Source organism: Streptomyces parvus (genome assembly GCF_032121415.1).
Classification (GTDB): Bacteria; Actinomycetota; Actinomycetes; order Streptomycetales; family Streptomycetaceae; genus Streptomyces; species Streptomyces globisporus_A.
Window position 1 is genome coordinate 5,558,244 of the sequence record NZ_CP135079.1, and the last position, 20,865, is coordinate 5,579,108.

Below are 20,865 nucleotides of genomic sequence, written 5' to 3' on the forward strand. Positions count from 1 at the left end.
GATCGCCTCGACGGCGATGTTCACCGATATTCCGGAATTGGTGCGTTCTGCGGCAAAGCGTCACCGCGGTCCTTCCCTGCTGGCACAATCCGAGCCATGACGACCGAACTCCCCGTCCCGCCCCAGGAATCCGCCCGTTCCCTACTGCGGCCCGGCTCCCGCATATTCGTCGCGGGACACCGCGGCCTGGTCGGCTCGGCGGTGGCCCGCCGCCTCGCAGACGACGGCCACGAGGTGCTCACCCGCGGCCGTGACCTCCTCGACCTGCGCGACGCCGCGCGGACCGAGACGTATCTCAAGGAGGTCCGCCCGGACGCCGTGGTGCTGGCCGCCGCCAAGGTGGGCGGGATCATGGCCAACAGCACCTTTCCGGTGCAGTTCCTGGAGGACAACCTGCGCATCCAGCTCAGCGTGATCGCGGGCGCGCACGCGGCCGGGACGGAGCGGCTGCTCTTCCTCGGCTCGTCGTGCATCTACCCCCGGCTCGCGCCCCAGCCGATCCGCGAGGAGTCGCTGCTCACCGGGGAGCTGGAGCCCACCAACGAGGCGTACGCCCTCGCCAAGATCGCCGGAATCGTCCAGACCCAGTCCTACCGGCGGCAGTACGGCGCCTCCTACATCAGCGCCATGCCCACCAATCTCTACGGGCCCGGCGACAACTTCGACCTGGAGACCTCGCACGTCCTGCCCGCGCTGATCCGCCGCTTCCACGAGGCGCGCAGGGACGGGGCCCCCGAGGTCACCCTGTGGGGTTCCGGCTCGCCGCGCCGCGAGTTCCTCCATGTCGACGACCTCGCCGCCGCCTGCGTGAGCCTGCTGGAGGCCTACGACGGCGACGAACCCGTCAACATCGGCTGCGGCGAGGACCTCACCATCCGCGAACTGGCGGAGACCGTACGGGATGTGACGGGATACGAGGGACGCATCGCCTGGGACACCTCGAAGCCCGACGGGACCCCCCGCAAGCTGCTCGACGTCACCCGCCTGAACGCCCTCGGCTTCACGCCGAAGATCCCGCTGCGCGACGGCATCGCCCGCACCTACGCCTGGTGGCTCGGACAACTCCCGCCCGGACAGTGACCGCCCGCCGCCGGGAGCACCCTCTCGGCGGCACACCGGTGGTGCTCCTCGCATCCGGCCGCCCGTCGCCATTCAGTACGCCCCGCGGCCGTCGGTGACGGCGCGCACGGTGCGGGCGAGGAGTCCCATGTCGGCGGCGACCGACCAGTTGTCCACGTACCAGAGGTCGAGCGAGACGGTCTCCTGCCAGCTCAGGTCGGAGCGCCCGCTCACCTGCCACAGGCCCGTGAGCCCCGGCTTCACCGTGAGCCGGCGGTGCTCCCGCTCGTCGTAGCGGGACGCCTCCTCCGGCAGCGGCGGCCGTGGCCCCACCAACGACATATGGCCCAGCAACACATTGACCAGTTGCGGGAGTTCGTCGATCGACGTACGCCGCAGCATCCGGCCGACCGGAGTCACCCGGGGGTCTCTGCGCATCTTGAACAGCGGCCCGTCGACCTCGTTGACCACGGCGAGCTGCGCCTTGAGATGCTCCGCGTCCGCCACCATCGTGCGGAACTTCCACATGGTGAACGGCCGGTTGTGCTGCCCCTGCCGCACCTGCCGGTGGAAGACCGGCCCCCGAGAGGACAGCCGGACGCTCAACGCCACCGTCAGCAACAGCGGTGCCAGGGCCAGCAGTCCGAACAGGGCGCCCGTACGGTCCAGCACGGTCTTGACCATCGCCTGCGGCCCCCCGCGCAGCGGCGGCGCGATGTGCAGCAGGGTGAGCCCGGCCACGGTCACGGGACGCACCCGCTCGGCCGCCACGCCGGACAGTTCGGAGAGAACGGACAGTGCGACGCCCCGGTCGTGCAGCCCCCAGCCGAGGCGTCGCAGCCGGTCACCGGTCAGCTGCGGCCCCGGAGCCACCAGCACCAGGTCCGCCCCATGGGCGTAGACGCCGGCGAGCACCGTCGGCACATCGTCGTCGGCCGGGCAGGACGCGAGGCGGCCCGGGATCTGCACCCCCTCCGCCTCCAGCCGGGCGGTGCCCACCGGAATGGCGGCGACCAGGGCGTAGTCGTGGTCCGTACGGGAGGCGAGCAGCCCGGCCGCCCGGTCCATGCCCGCAGCCTCACCGACCAGCAGCACCCTGCGGACCCGGCCGGCCCGTCGGGCGGAGCGCGGCCACCGCCGCAGCCCCGACACCGCGGCGGCCACCAGCAGCCCCGGCGCGACGGCCACGACGGCCGTGGCCGGGTCCACCGGGCTGCCCGCAGCCGTGTGCAGCACGGCCAGCAGGCCGATGAGCACGAGCCAGTCGCCGACCGCGCCCACCGCGCAGGAAGCACCGCCGGGCTCGGCCCGCAGCCGGTCGGTGTACCGCCCCCGGGCGCCGCGCAGCCCGGACCACAGCAGCCCTGCGACCGCGGCGGCCGCCAGCGGGCGGGGCTGGTCCCCCGCGTGCAGCAGCAGCCAGGCCGGACCGGCCAGGCCCAGCAGGTCGGTCAGTGCGGCGAGGACCGGCCCGCGCGCGGGTATCCGCCGGGCCGGTGCCGGGCCTGCCGGGTCGCGCTGAGCCGTCGGGGCCCTCCAGATCTGCTCCAGGGCCGCCGTGCGATTCCGGGAGGCGGCGGTGCGAGAGCGCGGTGCGCCCCGGAGCCCCACCGGTCCGGATAGGTCGGTATCAGGTATTTCGACATGCCCCATGAGCCCCCCAGCCACAGTTGCACCCCCACAAACGGGACGCATCCGCCGATCCCATGGACTGACGGATGCGCCCTCGCTCGGTGCACGATATCCACACACGTGCCATTTCGCTGGAGTTCTCGTGAAGTTCAGACGGCTCGGTTCAGACACGGCTGATCGACCGGAACCGTCCGATGTCGCCTGGTGGGCAAGGATGTTGACGGAGTGACCGCCGGGTAAGCGCTTGTGCCCGTCGGTGCCGAGAGGGCGGCTCGCGGAGGTCCGGCCCGGCCGCGCCCCGGCGGGAGATGCGTGAACCCCCTGGCGGGCGGTGTGCCCGGCCAGGGGGTTCACGCATCCCCCTCGCGGCCCCGAGAGGTGCGAGGGCTGCTACGACGTCAGAGAGCGCCCTCCGTGCGCCTCCTGGCGCGCCGGTGGACCAGCGCCCCGGCGCCAACGAGCGCTGCTGCCGCGAGAGTTACCGATGTCATAGGGGCCCCGGTGGCCGCCAGGCCGCCGCCACCGGACGTGGAGGCGGTCCCGGTGCCGCCCGTGAGACCCCCGCCGACCGTGGAACCGGAGCCGCCGACCGTACCGCTGGAGCCTCTGGCCGTACCCGTGGAGCCGGAGTCCCCGGAGCCGCCGCTCGCACGCGTACCGCTGTCGCCACCTGTCGACCCGTCACCTCCCGTACTGCCGGAGCCGTTGGAGGTATCACCGCCGCCGCCCGTGGCCCCACCGCTGTCGCCGCCGGTGGCCGCGGTGACGGTGAGTGTCACGGCGGCGGTGCGGGTGGTGCCGGCGTCGTTGCGGAACTCGGCGCGGTAGCGGTAGCCGTCCTGCGCGGTGCGCGCGGTGAACGTGAGGGTGGGTTCCGTCGCGTCCTCGACGTCCTTCCAGGTCTGCGAGCCGTCGGTGCTGACCTGCCAGCGGACCGCGGGCTCCGGGGCGCCCTCCGCCTCGGCGGTGAGGGCGACCTCCTCGCCCTCCTTCGCCGTGAGGTCGGCGGGGGCGCGGCTCACCAGGGGCGAGACCTGCCGGACCAGCTTGGTGATCTTCCCCTCTGCGGGGCTGGTCACGAAGACGGTGGCGCCGCCCGGTTCGACGGCGAGCGAGGCCGCACCGGCCTGGGAGTGGTTGCCGGGCAGCGGCAGGTCCTGGGCGGCCGCGGCGAAGTCCTCGCTGCCGTACACGGTCAGCGTCCCGTTGTTGTCGTTGGCCGGGTCGGAGAGGTCCCCGCCGTCCTGCCAGACGACGTAGGCCCGGCCCGACGCCGTGTCGAAGGCGGCGTCACGGGCCAGGTCCTTGCCGACGAGCGTCTTGACCAGGGTGCCCGCGGCGTCGAAGACCAGCACCGACCGGTCGACCCCGACCCACACCGCGCCGGTGGCCGGGTCCGTCGCGGTGAATCCGGCCATGCCCGGCCCGCCGGGCAGGTCGAAGGAACCGCCGACGGTGAACGACGCGAGGTCCACTCGGTGCAGTTTCCCGGCCGCGAAGTCGGTGTACCAGAGCGCACCCCGCTCGGGGTCGGCGGCGAACCGGGTGCCGCCGGGCAGGGTGAGGGTCCGGGTCGCCGTGCCGGTGGCCCGCTCGATCTCGGAGAGCGTCGCGCCCTGGGCGACCAGGGCCGTGTCCGGGGTCGTACCGGGGGCGATGTCGGTGATGGTGGACCCGGCGAGCCAGACGCCCGAGGCCGCCTTGTCCCCGGACTCGGCGCTGCCGACTCCCCGCAGCGGATAGTGGTAGACGACGCCGTCGCCCGGCAGCGGTCCCGCGATGCGCGCGGCGGCCGAGGGCCGCAGCGCACCGGTGGATCCGGGGGCCTGGCTGATCCAGCTCTCGGACGTCCCGTCCTCGGGGTTCAGTACGTGGAGCCCGCGCTCGTCGGCGTCGGCCGTGTCGGGGAGGTTGTCCGCGCCGACGTACAGCTTCTTCGAGTCGGGGTGCAGCAGCAGGTCCAGCGGCTTGCCCGCGGTGGTGAAGTCGGCGGCGGCCTTGTAGGAGACGGTTCCCGCGGGCACGTCGACCCCCTCGCCGCCCGGCTCCCGGCCGGCGAAGGCGACGGGTATGCGTACGTCCTGCCTGCGGTCGCCGGCGGCGCGGTGGTCGGCGCGGGTGACGACGGAGCAGGCCACCTCGGCGCAGTCGAGGCCGTCGCCCTTCTCCGCGATCTCGATCTCCACGTCGAAGGTGCCGCCTGGCCCGAAGGCCTGCGCGAGACCGCCCTCGTACGGGTCGCCCGGAGGCACGATCCACTGCGAGGTCTTCGAACCGCCGCTCATGTCCGCGCCGCCGAGGCAGGGGGAGGGCACGCGGTGGTCCCCGTTGTCCTTGCACAGGGCGACGTAGACGCCGGTGGTGAGGCCGTAGTCCTCGCCCCGGACCCGGACCTTCTGCCCGGCCGGGGCGAGACCGGCGGTGGCCGAGACGGTGAGCTTCTGCCCCTGGGGGCCGGTGGCGGTCCTCGGGGTGCCGGCGTCGGCGCCGACCGCCGCGCCGACGGGGACCCCCGCGAGCAGCAGGGCGGCGACGGCGGCCGTGGCCGCCCGGCGTCCCGGCCTGCTGCGGCCGCCGGGCGGGGTGCCCGGAGTCGATGTCATGTCATTCCTCGTCAGGACGCGTGGCAGCCCGGCCCCGGCAGGAACGGCCGGGACCGGGCAGCGGGGCTGGAGAACTCGTCCGGTGCTACCCGAAGGTGATCGGAGCGTGGACGTCGTACTTGCGGTCGTTGGTGTCGGTGTGGTCGGCGCGGGTCACGACGGCGCACTCGACGGTGTCGCCGCAGACGTTGCCGCCGCCGAGGTCGGCCTTGACGTGTATCCGGACGCTGAAGGTGCCGCCCGCGCCGAAGGGCGAGGTGTTGGGGAGGCCGCCGCCCAGGCTGGAGACCCAGTGCGAGGCGCCGGTGGTGCCGGATTCGTCCTGGCCGCCGAGACACGGCGACGGCTTGTTGGCGCCCTGGGCGCCGTCCACCACGCACAGGCTCACGTAGACGCCCTGGGCGGTGTTGTAACCGCTGCCGGTGACAGTGATGTTGGCGCCCGAGGCGGCCGCGCTGTCGGGGGCCGTCAGCGACAGGTTGTAGGTGGTGCCGCCTTCGGTGACGGTACGGGTGCCGGTCGCGGCGGCGGCGGGGGAGGCGACGGCCACGGCCAGTGCGGCGGCGGCGAACGCGGCGAGGCCCGCGCGGGCGACGGTACGGGTGGAGGGAACAGCACTCACGGGATGAGCACCTTTCTCGGCATCGGTAACCAGAACCACGGACACCCAGTCGACTTAGGTAAGGCATACCTAAGTACACGTCTGTTGGGTTGTCAACAAAGCGGCCCGGCCCGTACGGAGAGGGTCAGCCGTCGTCGGCCGACGGCAGCGCCTGCTCGGTCCAGATGGTCTTTCCGGTCGGCGTGTAGCGGGTGCCCCACCGCTGCACGAGCTGCGCCACGATGAACAGGCCGCGCCCGCCCTCGTCGTCCTCCGCGCTGTGCCGCAGGTGGGGGGAGGTGTGCCCGGTGTCCGCGACCTCGCACACCAGGGTGCGGTCCCGGATGAGGCGGAGCCCCAGCGGGCCGCCCGCGTACCGGACCGCGTTGGTGACCAGCTCGCTGACGACGAGCTGGGTCGCGAACACCAGCTCCTCCAGGCCCCAGGCCTCCAGTTGCCCGGTGGCCAGCTCGCGGGCGCGGCCCACCGACACCGGCTCCGCGCTCAGCTCCCAGTCGGCGACCCGCTCGGCGTCGAGCTCACGGGTGCGGACCAGGAGCAGGGCCGTGTCGTCGGCGCTCGTGCCGCCCGGCACCAGCGCGGACACCGCCCGGTCGCACAGCTCCTCCAGTGACGCGGAACGGTCGGCGAGCACCCGGCCCAGCGTGTCGAGGCCGTGGCCGATGTCGTGGTCCCGGCCCTCGACCAGACCGTCGGTGAACAGGGCCAGCAGGCTGCCCACCGGCAGCTCGAACTCCATCGCCTCGAACGGCAGGCCGCCGAGGCCCAGCGGCGGCCCGGCGGGCAGGTCCGGGAACGACACCCGGCCTCCGGGGTCGACGACCGCCGGCGGCAGATGCCCGGCCCGGGCCATGACGCACCGCCGGGAGACCGGATCGTAGACCGCGTACAGGCAGGTCGCCCCGGTGGTCACGTCGTACGTCTCGACGGCCCCGCCGTAGGCGTCCGGCGGCTCCTCCGCGGGCTGCCCCACCAGGTCGTCCAGGCGGGTCAGCAGTTCGTCGGGGGGCATGTCGAGTTGCGCGAAGGCCCGTACGGAGGTGCGGAGCCGTCCCATGGTGGCGGCGGCCTGGAGACCGTGCCCGACCACGTCCCCCACCACGAGACCGACCCGGGTCCCGGACAGCGGGATCACGTCGAACCAGTCCCCGCCGACGCCGGTCACATCGTCGGCGGGCAGATAGCGGTAGGCGGTCCGGACCGCTGACTGCGGCGGCAGGTGGTGCGGCAGCAACTGTCGCTGGAGGGCGAGGGAGGCGGTGCGCTCGCGGGTGTAGCGGCGCGCGTTGTCGATGCAGACCGCGGCCCGGGCCGCCAGTTCGTCGGCCAGGGAGACCTCGCCGTTGTCGAACGTGGTCGCCCGGTCGGGGGTGGGGGGCCTGCCCGGGGCGTCGGGCTCCACGCCCCGGTCGAAGGTGACGAGCCCGAGGATGCCGCCCCCGGCCCGCAGGGGGACGACCAGGGTGCCCTCGTCGAGCACGAGGCCGCCGGAGGCCAGGCTGCGGTGCTGGGGGGAGCCGGGCGGGTAGACGACCGGCGGATACGGGTGCCGGTCGTCTCCGGTCGAGCTCGTGGCCCCGGACGCGGCGTGCGGTCGGGCCTCCGGGCCTCCGGAATCCAGCAGTCCGGGGCCCGGGACGCCCGGCTCGGGCACGTTGGGGTCCGGTCGGCCCGGGTCCGGGAGGGCCGGGTCCGGGACGCCTGGGTCCGGTGTGGCGGAGCCCGGCTCCGAGCGGTCCGCGACCCGGAGCAGCGACATGTCCGCCGTGCTGCCCACCGCCGCCGTCTCCCCGGTCACCGCTGCCCGTGTGACATCGACCCGTACGGTCGCGGCGAAGTCCGGCACGGCCACCTCGGCGATCTCCTCGGCGGTGGTGGCCACGTCCAGGACGGTGCCGATCCTGCGGCCGGCCTCGACGAGGAGGGCCAGCCGCTCCTGGACCCGGTAGCGGTCGGTGATGTCGAAGGCGTCCTCGCACACCCCGAACACGTGCCCGTGGGCGTCCTCCAGCCGGTAGTAGGCACAGGACCACAGATGGTCCCTCCCCGGGTCGCTGGGCGGCTGCCCCCGGAAGTTCAGGTCGAGGACCGGCGCGCCGGTGTCGATCACCTGGTGCATGACGCCGTCGAGCGTCTGCGGATAGCCCGGGGTCAGGAAGGAGCCGCCGGAGTACAGCTCGTCGGCCCGCTTGCCCCGGAACACGGCCAGCGGCTGCCCGATCTCCCGTTCATAGGCGGTGTTGCACCAGGTCAGCCGCAGATCGGTGTCGTAGATCGCCAGCCCGACGGGCGACTGGGTGGCCAGCCCCTGGAGCAGGGCGAGCCGCGACTCCCATTGCCGCAGCTCCCCCACCTCGGCCGCCACCAGGATCCGGTCCGGCGCGCCGGGGCCACGGCCGGCCGCGCCGGGCGGCAGCGGGCACGTCGCCGTCGCCACCAGCAGCTCCCGGCCGTCCCGGGCGTGGGCCGCGTGGATCGCGTTGCCGACGAGGGACGGCGGGCCGATGCGGGTGGCGGCCGGTCCGGACGCTTCGGCTGATGCGGCCGGGGGAGCGCCGCCGACCGGGTGCACCGAGAGAAACGCGCTCAGCGGCCGCCCCAGGGCCTCGGCCGCTCCGTAGCCGAGGAGCTCGGCCGCCGCGGGACTCCAGCCGATGACGGTGCTCTCGGCGTCCAGAACCACCGTGGCCGCCCTGGTGATGTCCAGCGGCCCACGGAAATCGGCGCTCTCCGCCGTGTTCGCCGCGCTCACGGCGCGACCCCGGCCCGGTTCATTACTCTCAGAATCGGCCCTGCCCGGGACCCGCACAACCGCGGTGCCCCGGGGCGAGGTCGCGGAAAGCCGGGGTCAGCGCACCCCGGCGGGCCGGAACTGCACGCTGACGCGCGGCCCGACGGCCCGTGCGGTCTTGGGGATCGCGTGCTCCCAGGTGCGCTGGCAACTGCCGCCCATCACGATCAGGTCGCCGTGGCCGAGCGGTCTGCGGACGGGGGCGGGGCCCGGACGGCGCGGCCGCAGCGCCAGGTGCCGGGGCGCTCCCAGCGAGAGGATCGCGACCATCGTGTCCTCGCTGCTTCCCCGCCCGATGGTGTCCCCGTGCCAGGCGACCCCGTCCCGCCCGTCGCGGTAGAAGCACAGCCCCGCCGTGGTGAACGGCTCGCCCAGCTCGGCGGCGTAGTGCTCGCCGAGCTCGGTACGGGCGGCCTCCAGGGCCGGATGGGGCAGGGGGTCGTGGCGGCCGAAGAAGGCCAGCAGCCGGGGGACCGCCACCACACGCTCGTACATCACGCGCTGCTCGGCCCGCCAGGCGACGTCGCGTACCAGCGTCTCGAACAGCGTGTCCGCTCCCCGGAGCCACTGCGGCAGTACGTCGATCCAGGCTCCATGGCCGAGATCGGTACGCCGCAGTCCGCTCAGAGGGCGGGTGCCGACCTCGGCCTCCTGGTCGAAAAGCGAGCTTTGCAGGTGTACGGCCATGAGGAGAGCGTAACGCCATTCGAGCACGTGTACGAATACTTACGGGATGGCGGGGGCGGGGCCGTCCTTGATCAGATCGGCGCACTTCTCGCCGATCATCATCGTCGTGATGCACGGATTGACTGCGGGAAGGAACGGCATGACCGACGCGTCGGCCACCCGCAGCCCGGTGACGCCCTTCACCCGCAGCTGGGGGTCGAGCGGCGAGTCCGGGTCCTCCGCCGGGCCCATCCGTACGGTCCCGGCCGGGTGGTAGACGGTGTTGTGCGTCTCGCGGATGTAGTCGAACAGCTCCGCGTCCGTGGTCGCACCGGGACCCGGAGCCAGCTCGGCCCCCGCCCACGCCGCCATCTCCGGCTGGGCCACGATCTCCCGCGCCAGCCGCAGCCCGTACGTCATCACCCGTACGTCGTGCTCGTCGGTGAAGTAGCGCGGATCGACCCGGGGCTTGTCCCGGAAGTCCCGGGTCCGCAGCCGCACCGTGCCCCGTGACCGGGCGCGGGTGACGTTCGGGGTCAGACAGAACGCGTTGTCGGAGGTCGGGTAGCCGCGCCGGTAGGTGTTCATGTCGAACGGCACCGAGCCGTAGTGGAACATCAGGTCCGGCCGGTCGAGCCCCGGCTCGGTGTCCGCGAAGATCCCGATCTCCCACCACTGGGTGGACGCGGTGACCATGGGCTGCTTCGCCTCCCACATGATCACCCCCTCCGGGTGGTCCTGGAGGTGCGAGCCGACGCCGGGGGAGTCCACCCGCACGTCCACCCCGGTCTCCCGCAGATGCCCGGCCGGACCGATACCGGACAGCATCAGCAGCTTCGGGGAGTCGATCGCCCCGCAGGAGACGATCACCTCGCGCCGCGCGTGCACCGCCCCGCTGTGCACGGTGTCGGGCTCCAGGTACTCCACCCCCGTGCACCGCCCGCCCTCGAACAGCAGCCGTTTCGCCTGGAGCCCGGTCCGTACCTCCAGGTTGGGCCGCTTGCCCAGCACCGGGTGCAGATACGACACCGAGGCGGAGGAACGGGTGCCGTCCTCGCGGGCGTTGATCTGGAACCAGTGCGCGCCCCGGATCACGGTGGAGCCCGTGTTGAACGGGACGGTGGGGATGCCCGCCGTCGCGCAGGCCTCCAGCAGCGCCGTACCGCACGGGTCGCGGGGCGGTACCGTCCGGATGGTGACCGGACCGGAGCGCCCGTGGTGGTCGCCGGGCGCGTCGTTGGTCTCCAAGCGCCGGTAGAGCGGGTAGCAGTCCGCCGCGCTCCATCCCGTACAGCCGAGCGCCGCCCACTCGTCGAGGTCCTCGGCCGGGGCCCAGAAGGCGATGCAGGAGTTGTGCGAGGAGCAGCCGCCGAGCACCTTGGCGCGGGCGTGCCGCATGAAGCTGTTGCCCCGCTCCTGCGGCTCCACCGGATAGTCCCAGTCGTAACCGGACTCCAGCAGCGCCATCCACCGGTCCAGCCGCAGGATGCTGTCGTCCCCCACGTCCGAGGGGCCCGCCTCCAGCACGCAGACGGTGACGTCAGGGTCCTCGGTGAGCCGGGCGGCGATGACGGCACCGGCCGTACCGCCGCCGACCACGACGTAGTCGAACGTGGACGCGGAGCTCTCTTCGGGCATCGGGTCTCCAGGGTCGGGCAGCCGACGGGGTTCCAGGGGTCCGGGCGGCCGGCGGGTCTGAGGGGTTCAGGCGGCCGGCGGGGGCGGGGGAGCGGTGGGGCCGGCGGACTCGACGCGGTGCTCGGCGAGTACGCCGGTCCGGTGCCGCTGGACGAACCAGTAGTAGGCGAAGCCGCCGAGCGCGACGACGCCGATGAACAGGAACGCGCCCCAGCGCAGATACCAGTGCTGCGGGCCGGTCGCGTTGTACACCTCGGCGCGCGGCCAGGCCAGGTTGAGCGACATGGCCGTGCCCCACAGCACGGCGAGCACGTTGACGGGCAGCCCCCAGCGGCCCAGCGAGAACGCGCCCTCGCGCGGCTCCCAGTCGCCGCGCAGCCGGCGTAGCAGCATCGGCACGGTGACCAGCAGATACGCCACGTAGATCATGATGATCGCGATGCTGGTGATCACCGAGAAGATCTGCGGCTGGTTGATGTTCACGACCAGGATGACGACGCCCACCACCCCGATCAGCACGGCGGGCACCACGGGCGTCCTGAACCGGGGACTGACCCGGGCCAGCTTCGAGCCGGCGGGCAGGTTGTTGTCCCGCGCCATGGCGAACATCAGCCGGATCCCGGCGGCCTGCACGGCCAGCACGCACACCGTGATCGCGACGACCACCGCCCAGAGGAAGATCTCCCCGATCGTGTCGCCGAGCGTCGCCAGCACCACGTACTGAAGTCCGCCGGTGGAGAGCTCCTCGGCCTTGAGGTCCGGCACCGAGAGCAGCGCGAAGAGCAGGATGAACGCGCCGATCAGGAAGGACGCGACGAGCGCCCGCAGGATGGCGCGGGGCGCGTTGCGGCCCGGGTTGTGCGACTCCTCACCGAGCGAGGACGCGGTGTCGAAGCCGTACATCACATAGGCGGAGGCCAGCGACGCGGTGAGGAACGCGCCGAAGTAGCCGAGCGTCTGGCCGCTGCCCAGCCCGTACGTCTCCGTCAGCGCGGTGCTGGGGCCCCGGGTGATGTGCGCGCCCAGGAAGATGATCAGGGCGACGGCGGCGATCAGCTCGATGAAGACGCCCGCGGAGTTGATCCGGGCCATGAGCTTGACGCCGAACGCGTTGACCAGCGTGGAGAACAGGATCAGCACACTGCCGAGCAGGACGGCGTTGGCCGCCTGGTCGTTCTTGCCGCTCCCGTCGCCCACGAACTGGAACCAGCCGTCGATCTGCGGCAGCGTGATCTGGTAGGCCAGCGCCACGGCCGACAGCGTGACCATGGTGGCCGTCATCATCATCCAGCCGCCGAGCCAGCCGACGTGCGGACCGCCCATCTTCTTGGCCCAGTTGTAGACCGAACCGGCCACCGGATAGCGGGCGGCCAGCTCGCAGAAGCACAGCGCCACCATCAGCTGCCCGCAGAAGACCATCGGCCACGACCACCAGTAGGCGGGCCCGCCGAAGCTGACGCCGAAGTAGAACAGCTGGAAGGTGCCGGTCAGGATCGAGATGTAGCTGATCCCGGCGGCGAAGGTGTGGAAGTTGCCGAGCGTGCGCTTGAGTTCGGGGCGGTAGCCCAGCTCGCCGAGGGTGTCGTCGTCCTGCCGGCTCTCCGCCGCGCGGCCCGCCGCGTCCTTGGGGCGGCTCAATCGAACCACCGCTGAGGGGTGGCGGCGACATTGCGCCAGATGTGTTTGGCCTCCTGGTATTCGGCGAGCCCCGCGGGCCCCAGCTCGCGGCCGAAACCGGACTGCTTCATCCCGCCCCACTCCGCCTGCGGTACGTAGGGGTGGAAGTCGTTGATCCACACGGTGCCGGCCCGCAGCCGCGACGCCACCCGGTGGGCGCGCCCGCCGTCCTGCGTCCAGATTGCCCCTGCCAGCCCGTACACGGTGTCGTTGGCCAGCCGGACGGCGTCGTCCTCGTCCCGGAACCGCTCGACGGTGAGCACCGGGCCGAACGACTCGTCCTGCACCACGGACATCGAGGTGGCGCACTCGTCCAGCACGGTGGGCGGGTAGTAGAAGCCGTCCGCCAGCGCCGGATCATCGGGCCGCGCCCCGCCGCAGCGCAGCACCGCGCCCTCCGCGATGCCCTCCGCCACGTACGCCTCGACCTTGTCGCGGTGCGCGGCGGAGACCAGCGGCCCGCTGCGGGCGTCCTCGTCGAACGGCCCGCCGAGCTTGATCCTGCCCGCCCGCGCCACCAGCTCGTCCACGAACCGGTCGTGCAGCTCGTCCTGCACGAGGAGCCGCGCCCCGGCGGAGCAGACCTGGCCCGAGTGCAGGAACACCGCCATCAGCGCGTAGTCGACGGCGGTGTCGAAGTCGGCGTCGGCGAAGACGATGTTGGGATTCTTGCCGCCCAGCTCCAGGGCGACCTTCTTCACGGTGGGCGCGGCGGCCGCCATGATGCGCCGCCCGGTCACCAGCCCCCCGGTGAACGACACCAGATCGACCCGCGGATCCTCCGTCAACGGAGCCCCGACCACACCCCCCGCCCCGAGCACCAGATTGGCGACCCCGTCCGGCAGCCCCGCCTCGGCCAGCAGCCGCATGAGCAGGATGGCGGTGTGCGGGGTCAGCTCGCTCGGCTTGAGGACGAACGTGTTGCCGGCCCCGAGCGCAGGCGCGACCTTCCAGGCGGTCTGGAGCAGCGGATAGTTCCACGGGGTGATGAGCGCACACACCCCGACGGGTTCGTGCACGACCCTGCTGTCGACGTCCGCGAGCCCGGTGTCGACGACCCGCCCCGCGTCCCCGGCCGCGACGAGATCGCCGAAGTACCGGAAGCAGTTCGCGATGTCGTCCATGTCGTAGGCGCTCTCGACGAGCCGCTTGCCCGTGTCCAGCGACTCGGCCCGCGCGAAGACGTCCTTGTCCCGCTCCAGCAGCTCCGCCACCCGCAGCAGGAGCCGCCCCCGCTCGGCGGCGGGCGTCCCCGGCCAGGGCCCCCGGTCGAAGGCGGCCCGGGCGGCGGCGACGGCAGCGTCGGCGTCCTGGGCCCCGCCCTCGTCGACGGTGGCCACCAGCGTGCCGTCGGCCGGACAGCGGATCTCCCGCGTCCGCCCCTCGGCGGCAGCGGTCCACTGGCCATCGATGAACAGCTCCGGCATGGGCTCCTCCTGTACGGGGCCGGGACGGGCGCCCCGCCATGCGCGGGTCACGACGCCGACCGGCTCCCTGCGCGACGACGTCAGCACAGACGGTAGGAGCGGCGGGGCGGGTGCGCATGGCGGGCGCGGCCGATCGGGGCAGGCGGGGACGGGCTCGCCGGAAGGGCTGAGATCGTTGTCCGTGCAACGCCGACGATGCCGCGGCTCGGAGTGCTCCTCGGCGGTCGGTGCTGTCCAGGACCCGGCCGGCGGGCGCGCCCCGATAGGATCCAGCCCGTGTCCTGACCGCAGGTTTCGGGTCAACGGCCGCTGATGCAGGGTGATTTACGGCCGGTCGCGCCGCCGCGACAACAGTGTCGCCGCCGGCGGCCGGAACGCCCGGAACACCGAGTGAGTGGAGTGCCAGTCATGCGTGGAGGCAGCGTCGCCGTGGTCGGCGGCAGCATAGCGGGGTGTGCGGCGGCTCTCGCCGCCTCGCGCGGAGGGGCCGAGCGGGTCACGGTGCTGGAGCGTGCCGATGACCGGCTTCGGGACAGAGGGGTCGGAATCGCCCTCCACAGCGACCGGTACGACGAGCTGCGGGAAGCCGGTTACGTGGCCCCGGAGATGCCCTGGGCGCCGCTGACCCGGCGGGTGTGGAGCGTGCGCGACGGGGAGGCCGACCACGGGCGGGTCGTCGGCGAGCAGCCGTTCCCCTTCCGTGCCTACAGCTGGGGCTCGCTGTGGAGCGAACTGCGGCGCCGGGTGCCCGACGGGGTGTCCTACCGGTCCGGGGCCGTCGTCACCGCCGTCGAACCGGACGCCGACGGTGCGACGCTGAGGCTCGCGGACGGGTACGAGGAGCGCTTCGACCTCGTGATCGGCGCCGACGGATACCGCTCCGTCGTCCGCGAGGCCATGTTCCCCGGCGCGGACGCCACGTACGCCGGATACATCGGCTGGCGCGGCACGTCACCGGACGTCGCCGGCCTCCCATCGGACGGCGAGGACGCTCACAACATCGTCTTCCCCGGCGGCCATTGCATGATCTACCGCATCCCGGACGGCGTCGGCGGGCACCGGCTCAACTGGGTGCTCTACACCGCACCCCCGCAGACCGACGGCCTCCACCCGGACCTGCGGACCCCCACCTCCCTCCCGCCCGGCCGCCTCAACTCCGAACTCACCGCGCACCTGCGCGCCCTGGTCGCCGACAACTTCCCGCCGTACTGGGCGGCCCGCGTGCTCCGCACCCCTGCCGAGACCACCTTCATCCAGCCCATCTACGACCTGGAGGTGCCGCACTACACCTCGGGCCGCCTCGTGCTCGTGGGCGACGCCGCCAGCGTCGCCCGGCCGCACATCGGCGGCGGCAGCGTGAAGGCGCTCCAGGACGCCACGGCGCTGGAGGCCGCCTGGCTGGCCGGGGGCAGCTGGAAGGAGGTCCTGGGAGGCTACGACGAACGGCGCGGCACGGTCGGGGCCGCCATGGTCGCCCTCGCCCGCCGGATGGGCGACGCCCAGGTCGAGAACACCCCCGACTGGACCGCCATGGACCAGGCCGGGTTCGACGCGTGGTGGCAGGCACAGAACAGCGGCTCCGACCGCCGCAGCGGCTTCGGCGGGCACAGCATGAAGGCCCGTTAGGGCGTAGGGAGCCGGGGGCGGTGGCGGGCCGGCAACGGCCGCCGCCCCGCTCCCGTCGCCGTTCGCCGGCCCCCCCGTATCACGGTCCTCCTGCCGCTGGCTCCTCAGGCCCCCGTCGCCGTCAGTTCCAGCGCCGCGTGCAGCGCCGTCGCGTCGGCGCGGGCGTCCTCGCCGGACAGGCGCAGCGTCATCCGCCCCGAGGTGAGGACCGTGAGCGTACGGGCGCACGCGACGGCCTGGGCGGGGCTGGGGGAGACCAGCAGGACGGCGATGCCCTCGGCCGCCAGGGTGGTCACCAACGCGTCGATCTGCCGCACCAGTACGGGCGCGAGGCCCTCCGTCGGCTCGTCGAGCAGCAGCACCCGCGGCGAGCCGAGCAGCGCGCGGGCCAGCGCCAGCATCTGCTGTTCGCCCCCGGACAGGTCCGTACCCCGGTTGCCCCGGCGCTCGCCCAGCCGGGGCAGCAGCTCCAGGACCCGCGCGGGGGTCCACACACTGGGGCGGGTCGTGTCGCCCCGGCGCGGCGGACGGTAGGACAGCCGCAGGTGCTCCTCGACCGTGAGCCCGGCGAACACCCGGCGGCCCTGCGGTACGAGACCGATCCCCGCCCGGGCGATCCGGTGGGCCGGCTGCCCGGTCACGTCACGGCCGTCCAGGCGTACGGTTCCGGCGCTCGGCCGCATCAGCCCGGCGACGGTGTGGACGAGCGTGGTCTTGCCCGCGCCGTTGTGGCCGACCACGGCATGGACCGTGCCGGCGGGGACCGACAGGTCGAGGCCGTGGAGGACGGTGCCGCCGTGGTAGCCCGCGGTCAGGCCGGTGAGTTCGAGCATCGGGTGCCGGTCATCCTCTCGCGTCGGTGGGGGACGGGCAGACGGTCGGGATCGTCCTGGCCCGGGCACCGTCCTGGCCCGCCGACGGGCCGGTTCCGTGGTACGCCTCCCGTACCTCCGGATGCGCCAGCACCTCCTGGGTCGGTCCGCTGACCAGCACCCGCCCCGCCGCCAACACCGTCACCGACGTGGCGAGTTCGGCGACCACCTCGACATGGTGCTCGACCAGGACGACCGCGACGCTGGACGGCAGCGCCCCGAGGATGCCGAGCAGCCGGCCGATGTCGCCGTCGGTCAGCCCGGCAGCCGGTTCGTCCAGGAGCAGCAGCCGGGGGTCACCCGCCAGCGCGGCGGCGAGGTCGAGCATGCGGCGCTGCCCGTGCGAGAGCGCGGAGGCCGGCCGGTGGGCGAGGTCCGCGAGGCCGACCGTCTCCAGATGGCGGCCCGCGGCCTCCTCGTGCAGCCGGTGACGGGAGGGTCTGCGCCATGCTCCGCGACGCTGGGGATGGTGCGGCCAACCCGCCAGCACCACATTGTCCAGTACCGACAACTCCGCTATCACCGAGGGCTGTTGGAAGCTGCGGGCGATACCGAGACGGCTCCGCTTCGCCGTGGGCTTACGGGTGATGTCGGCACCGTCGAGAGCGATCGTGCCGTGGTCGGGCCGGTCGGTGCCCGCGATGAGGTTGAGCAGGGTGGTCTTGCCCGCCCCGTTGGGGCCGATGACGGCGTGCCGGGCCCCCGTCGGCAGTCGCAGGCTCACGTCGTCGACGGCGGTGAGCGTGCCGTACCTGCGGGTGAGCCGGTCGAGGGCGAGGACCGCAGGGGGCGTGGTGGCCGGTGCGGGTGGCGATGTCATGGGGAGGCCTTCCCGGCGCGGGTCGGGGCGGACACGGACGGTGGCTGCTCCTCGGCCCCGGAGGCGTCGGAGGCGTTCGAAGCTCTGGAGGCCCCGGGCACCCCGGAGGCCCCGGACGCTCCCGGTGTTCCGGGAGCGCCTGCCGTATCGGAGGGCGGCCCGGGCTCCCCGCCGCGTCCGGCTCCTCCACCGCCCCGCAGACCCGCGAGCCCGCGCGGCAGCACGTACACCGTCGCGACGAACAGCACGCCCAGCAGCAGCGGCCCGTGGCCCGGCCAGGAACCGGCGACCCAGTCCCGGGTGGCCACGATGAGCCCGGCGCCCAGCAGCGCGCCGATCACCGACGTCGTACCGCCGATGACCACCGCCAGCAGGGCGAACGCGGCGATCTCGAACCCGACGTCGGCGGGGGAGAGGTACTGCTGCACGGTCACCATCAGCGAACCGCCCACACCGGCCAGCGCGCCCGCGCAGATGTGGGCCACCAGCAGGTACCGCCCCACCGGGTGTCCCGAGGCGCGCATCCGCGCCTCGGCGCCCCGGGTGCCGGTCAGCAGTTTTCCCGCCGGGGAGCGCAGGACGAGCAGGGTGAGGGCGACGGCGACGACGGCCACGACGAGCGCGTAGTTGTACAGCTCGCTCTCCTCCAGCATTCCCTCCCCGCCCCACAGAGCCTGTGTGGCCGGGAAGCCGACGAGGCCGTCGGCGCCGCCGGTGACCGACTTGAGCTGGTTGACGACCGCGCCGGTCAGCTCGCCGATCGCAAGCGTGATCATGAGTACGGTCGTGCCGCGGGCCCGGATCACCGCGGGCCCCACCACCGCCGCGAAGACGGCGGCGGCGAGCGCCGAGAGGACGATCTGGACGGGGCCCACGGTCCACCCGGCGTCCGCGAGGTTCGCGGTGGCGTACGCGCCCACGGCGAACGGCGCCGTCTGCCCGAGGGTGGGCAGTCCGGCGTACCCGGTGAGGACGGTGACGCTGACCGCGAGCAGCCCGAGGGCCAGGGCGGAACCGGCCAGCGAGATGCTGTACGCGTCGAGCAGGGCGGGCAGGGCGATCAGCACCACGAGCAGGACGAGCACCGGGGCCGCCTGCCACCACGTGGCCCTGCCCGGCAGCCGGGCCGGCCACGCCGGGGCGTTGTTCCGGCCCCGGGGGGGACCAGCTTCGGCCGGACCCGGCCCCGCACCGGAGGGCGTCCCCGCCACCCCCGGCGTGTCCCGCGGCCCTGCCTTCACCGCCGCCTCGCCCCGCCGTCGCCGCAGGCGGCCCGCCAGCCGGCCCCGGAGCCGGGCGACCGGGTCCGGGGCGGAGGCCTCGGAGCCGTGCCCCGCCCCCGCCGGCTCCGCGAAGCGGGAGCGCAGCACCAGCACCGCCGCCATCGCCGCGAAGAGCAGATACGGCGCCAGCTCCGGCGCCACCGAGACGCCCAGCGTCTGCACCTCGCCCACGGCGACCGCCGCCGCGAACGTCGCCCACAGCGAGCGGAGCCCGCCGAGCACGACCACCACGAGGGAGAGCATCAGCACGTTCTCGGACGTACCGGGTCCGGGGCCGATGATCGGCGCCCCGAGCACACCCGCCGCCCCGGCCAGCGCGCCCGCCGCCGCGAGGACACCGGTGTGCACCGCCCGGGGGCTGTGGCCGGTGGCCGCGAGCATCTGCGGATCGTCGGCGGCGGCCCGTACCGCCGCACCCATACGGGTCCGGGTCAGCACCCACGTCCCGAACGCCGCGAGCAGCACGGCCATCACGATGAAGCAGAGCCGGTACGCCGGGTAGCGGTGCCCCAGCAGCGTCACCGAGGAGTCGAGCACCTCCGGTACGTGGACGGGGAGTTCGTCCGCACCGAAGAACTGGACGAGCAGGTCACCGCCGATCAGCGCCAGCCCGAACGTCAGCAGCGCCTGCGCGAGATGCCCGCGCCGGGCGAGCGGAGCCGTCGCGGCGGACAGCCCCGCCCCCGCCACGCACGCCGCGGCCGTTCCGGCGGCCAGACCGAGGGCGAGACCGCCCCAGGTCCCGTCGCTCAGCTCGGCCCCCGTGTACGCGCCGATCGCGTACAGCGTGCCGTGCGACAGATTCAGCACACCCGCCGTGCCGAAGGCGAGACTCAGACCGGCGGCGACCACGAACAGCAGCAGCCCGAAGGCCACTCCGTCCACCGCCGGTACGAGGTGGGCATCCAGGAGCTCCATGTCAGCTGCCGAGCGTCGCCAGGTCCTGGACCATGACGTTGGCCAACTGGGCACCGTCCGGGCGCACTTGGCGCAGATACCAGGTCTGCACCGGCGAGTGGGCCTTGTCGCCGAACTCCCAGGCGCCGCGCGGGCTGTCGATCTGCCCGAGACCCGCGATGGCCTTGTTGATGGTCTGCGGCGTCACCTCGCCGTCCTTCGCCGCGTCGGCGATCGCCTTGTCCAGCACGGCTGCCGCGTCGTAGGACGACATGGCGTAGGTGGTGGGCTGCGTGTCGTGCTCGGCCGTCCAGTCGGCGGCGAACTTCCGGTTGGCCTCGTTGTCCAGGTCGGCCGCGTAGTTCAGGACGGAGTAGATGTCCTTCGCGGCCGGGCCCTGCGCCTGAAGCACGCTGCCCTCGGTGACGAAGGCCGTGTACAGCGGCAGATCGGCGATGTCCGACTGGGCGTACTGCTTGGCGAAGTCGATCGCGGCCTTGCCGGCGTAGAAGCAGTACACCGCCTTGGCATCCGTCTTGGCTATCTCCGCGAAGTACGGCATGAAGTTGGTCGTCTTCGGGAACGGCGTCCAGGTGGTCTTGCCGTCCGGATTGGCGAGCTTGCCCTTAACACGCTTGAACTCATCGGTGAATCCTCGGAGTTCGTCGTAACCGCCCTGGTAGTCGGGGCCGATCGCGTAGACCGGGCCGTCGACCTTCTCCTTGATGTACGGGGCGATGGCCTTGCCCGGTTCGTCGGACAGGAAGCTCGTGGTCCACACGTACTCGATGTCCTTGACCGGCGGCCGGGCGTTCGACCCCAGGAGGGGGATCTTGGCCTGCTGGATCAGCGGCAGCACCGCGTTGACCGAGCCGCCGCCGACGAGCCCCGTCAACACGTCGACCTTGTCCTTCTTGACCAGCTTCGTGGCCGCGGGCACGGCGGTCGGCGGTCCGTCGCCCTCGTCCGCCACGATCAGCTCGACCTTTCGACCGCCCAGCTTGTTGCCGTGGGTGTCCAGATACAGCTTGAAGCCGTCCCGCAGCTCCGTGCCGACCGGTTCGTAGGTGCCCGACAGGGAGGCCACCAGGCCGATCTTCACGGTGTCGTCGGCGGAGCCGCTGCCGCCGCCGCTGCAACCGGTGACGGCGGCGAGCCCGAGGGCGAGGGCGGCGGCGCCGGCCGGCCGGAACCGGACTCTGCGGCGGCGGGGAGCGGAGGGGGCGAAGGGGAACATGAGGACTCTCATCGG

Annotated in this window: 14 protein-coding genes; 2 read left to right on the plus strand and 12 right to left on the minus strand. The window is 73.2% G+C overall.

Annotation, left to right across the window (positions count from 1 at the left end; genetic code table 11):
- The first annotated feature begins 96 nt into the window (after positions 1-96).
- Positions 97-1,080 (plus strand): GDP-L-fucose synthase family protein, encoded by a 984-nt coding sequence (locus tag RNL97_RS26050; protein WP_030581525.1) that lies wholly within the window; start codon positions 97-99, stop codon positions 1,078-1,080.
- Between the two features lie 72 nt (positions 1,081-1,152).
- Here the strand turns inward: RNL97_RS26050 and RNL97_RS26055 are convergent, their stop codons facing one another.
- From RNL97_RS26055 to RNL97_RS26090, 8 genes are all read right to left on the minus strand, one after another.
- Positions 1,153-2,670: an exopolysaccharide biosynthesis polyprenyl glycosylphosphotransferase gene (locus tag RNL97_RS26055; RefSeq protein WP_398867024.1), complete on the minus strand. Its 1,518-nt coding sequence runs from the start codon at positions 2,668-2,670 to the stop codon at positions 1,153-1,155.
- A 419-nt stretch (positions 2,671-3,089) separates the two neighbouring features.
- A complete protein-coding gene (locus RNL97_RS26060; RefSeq protein ID WP_313751260.1) occupies positions 3,090-5,294 on the minus strand; it encodes a hypothetical protein in 2,205 nt (734 codons plus the stop codon).
- An 85-nt stretch (positions 5,295-5,379) separates the two neighbouring features.
- A complete protein-coding gene (locus tag RNL97_RS26065; RefSeq protein ID WP_243315479.1) occupies positions 5,380-5,916 on the minus strand; it encodes a hypothetical protein in 537 nt (178 codons plus the stop codon).
- Between the two features lie 124 nt (positions 5,917-6,040).
- On the minus strand, positions 6,041-8,668 hold the full coding sequence (locus RNL97_RS26070) for a SpoIIE family protein phosphatase (RefSeq protein ID WP_313751261.1): 2,628 nt from the start codon (positions 8,666-8,668) through the stop codon (positions 6,041-6,043).
- A gap of 96 nt (positions 8,669-8,764) precedes the next feature.
- Positions 8,765-9,394, minus strand: coding sequence for an alpha-ketoglutarate-dependent dioxygenase AlkB (locus RNL97_RS26075; protein ID WP_030581539.1), 630 nt, complete (start codon positions 9,392-9,394; stop codon positions 8,765-8,767).
- A 39-nt stretch (positions 9,395-9,433) separates the two neighbouring features.
- Positions 9,434-11,011 carry a GMC family oxidoreductase gene (locus tag RNL97_RS26080; RefSeq protein WP_030581541.1) on the minus strand — a complete coding sequence of 526 codons (1,578 nt, stop codon included), beginning with the start codon at positions 11,009-11,011 and terminating at the stop codon, positions 9,434-9,436.
- A 66-nt stretch (positions 11,012-11,077) separates the two neighbouring features.
- Positions 11,078-12,658, minus strand: coding sequence for an APC family permease (locus RNL97_RS26085; protein ID WP_374115170.1), 1,581 nt, complete (start codon positions 12,656-12,658; stop codon positions 11,078-11,080).
- Positions 12,646-14,115, minus strand: coding sequence for an aldehyde dehydrogenase family protein (locus RNL97_RS26090; RefSeq protein WP_313751262.1), 1,470 nt, complete (start codon positions 14,113-14,115; stop codon positions 12,646-12,648). Before RNL97_RS26090 ends, RNL97_RS26085 begins: the two co-directional genes overlap by 13 nt.
- A 408-nt stretch (positions 14,116-14,523) precedes the next feature.
- Between RNL97_RS26090 and RNL97_RS26095 the strand changes: the two genes are divergently transcribed.
- Complete coding sequence (locus RNL97_RS26095) at positions 14,524-15,741, plus strand: FAD-dependent monooxygenase (RefSeq protein WP_030581551.1); 1,218 nt, start codon at positions 14,524-14,526, stop codon at positions 15,739-15,741.
- 104 nt (positions 15,742-15,845) lie between these two features.
- On the opposite strand, the gene RNL97_RS26100 is transcribed toward RNL97_RS26095, so the two are convergent.
- From RNL97_RS26100 to RNL97_RS26115, 4 genes are read right to left on the minus strand one after another with little or no spacing between them, the layout of a single operon-like run.
- On the minus strand, positions 15,846-16,574 hold the full coding sequence (locus RNL97_RS26100; protein WP_030581554.1) for an ABC transporter ATP-binding protein: 729 nt from the start codon (positions 16,572-16,574) through the stop codon (positions 15,846-15,848).
- Between the two features lie 10 nt (positions 16,575-16,584).
- On the minus strand, positions 16,585-17,433 hold the full coding sequence (locus RNL97_RS26105; RefSeq protein ID WP_243315481.1) for an ABC transporter ATP-binding protein: 849 nt from the start codon (positions 17,431-17,433) through the stop codon (positions 16,585-16,587).
- Positions 17,430-19,634: a branched-chain amino acid ABC transporter permease gene (locus tag RNL97_RS26110; protein WP_032765395.1), complete on the minus strand. Its 2,205-nt coding sequence runs from the start codon at positions 19,632-19,634 to the stop codon at positions 17,430-17,432. Before RNL97_RS26110 ends, RNL97_RS26105 begins: the two co-directional genes overlap by 4 nt.
- A gap of 1 nt (position 19,635) precedes the next feature.
- Positions 19,636-20,850 (minus strand): ABC transporter substrate-binding protein, encoded by a 1,215-nt coding sequence (locus RNL97_RS26115; RefSeq protein ID WP_030581561.1) that lies wholly within the window; start codon positions 20,848-20,850, stop codon positions 19,636-19,638.
- Between the last annotated feature and the right edge of the window lie 15 nt (positions 20,851-20,865).

Bases quoted from the DNA above. Each gene is read 5' to 3' on its own strand.
- RNL97_RS26100 (WP_030581554.1), bottom strand. From the start codon at position 16,574: ATGCTCGAACTCACCGGCCTGACCGCGGGCTACCACGGCGGCACCGTC.
- RNL97_RS26110 (WP_032765395.1), bottom strand. From the start codon at position 19,634: ATGGAGCTCCTGGATGCCCACCTCGTACCGGCGGTGGACGGAGTGGCC.
- RNL97_RS26090 (WP_313751262.1), bottom strand. From the start codon at position 14,115: ATGCCGGAGCTGTTCATCGATGGCCAGTGGACCGCTGCCGCCGAGGGG.
- RNL97_RS26080 (WP_030581541.1), bottom strand. From the start codon at position 11,011: ATGCCCGAAGAGAGCTCCGCGTCCACGTTCGACTACGTCGTGGTCGGC.
- RNL97_RS26115 (WP_030581561.1), bottom strand. From the start codon at position 20,850: ATGTTCCCCTTCGCCCCCTCCGCTCCCCGCCGCCGCAGAGTCCGGTTC.
- RNL97_RS26050 (WP_030581525.1), top strand. From the start codon at position 97: ATGACGACCGAACTCCCCGTCCCGCCCCAGGAATCCGCCCGTTCCCTA.
- RNL97_RS26095 (WP_030581551.1), top strand. From the start codon at position 14,524: ATGCGTGGAGGCAGCGTCGCCGTGGTCGGCGGCAGCATAGCGGGGTGT.
- RNL97_RS26105 (WP_243315481.1), bottom strand. From the start codon at position 17,433: ATGACATCGCCACCCGCACCGGCCACCACGCCCCCTGCGGTCCTCGCC.
- RNL97_RS26060 (WP_313751260.1), bottom strand. From the start codon at position 5,294: ATGACATCGACTCCGGGCACCCCGCCCGGCGGCCGCAGCAGGCCGGGA.
- RNL97_RS26075 (WP_030581539.1), bottom strand. From the start codon at position 9,394: ATGGCCGTACACCTGCAAAGCTCGCTTTTCGACCAGGAGGCCGAGGTC.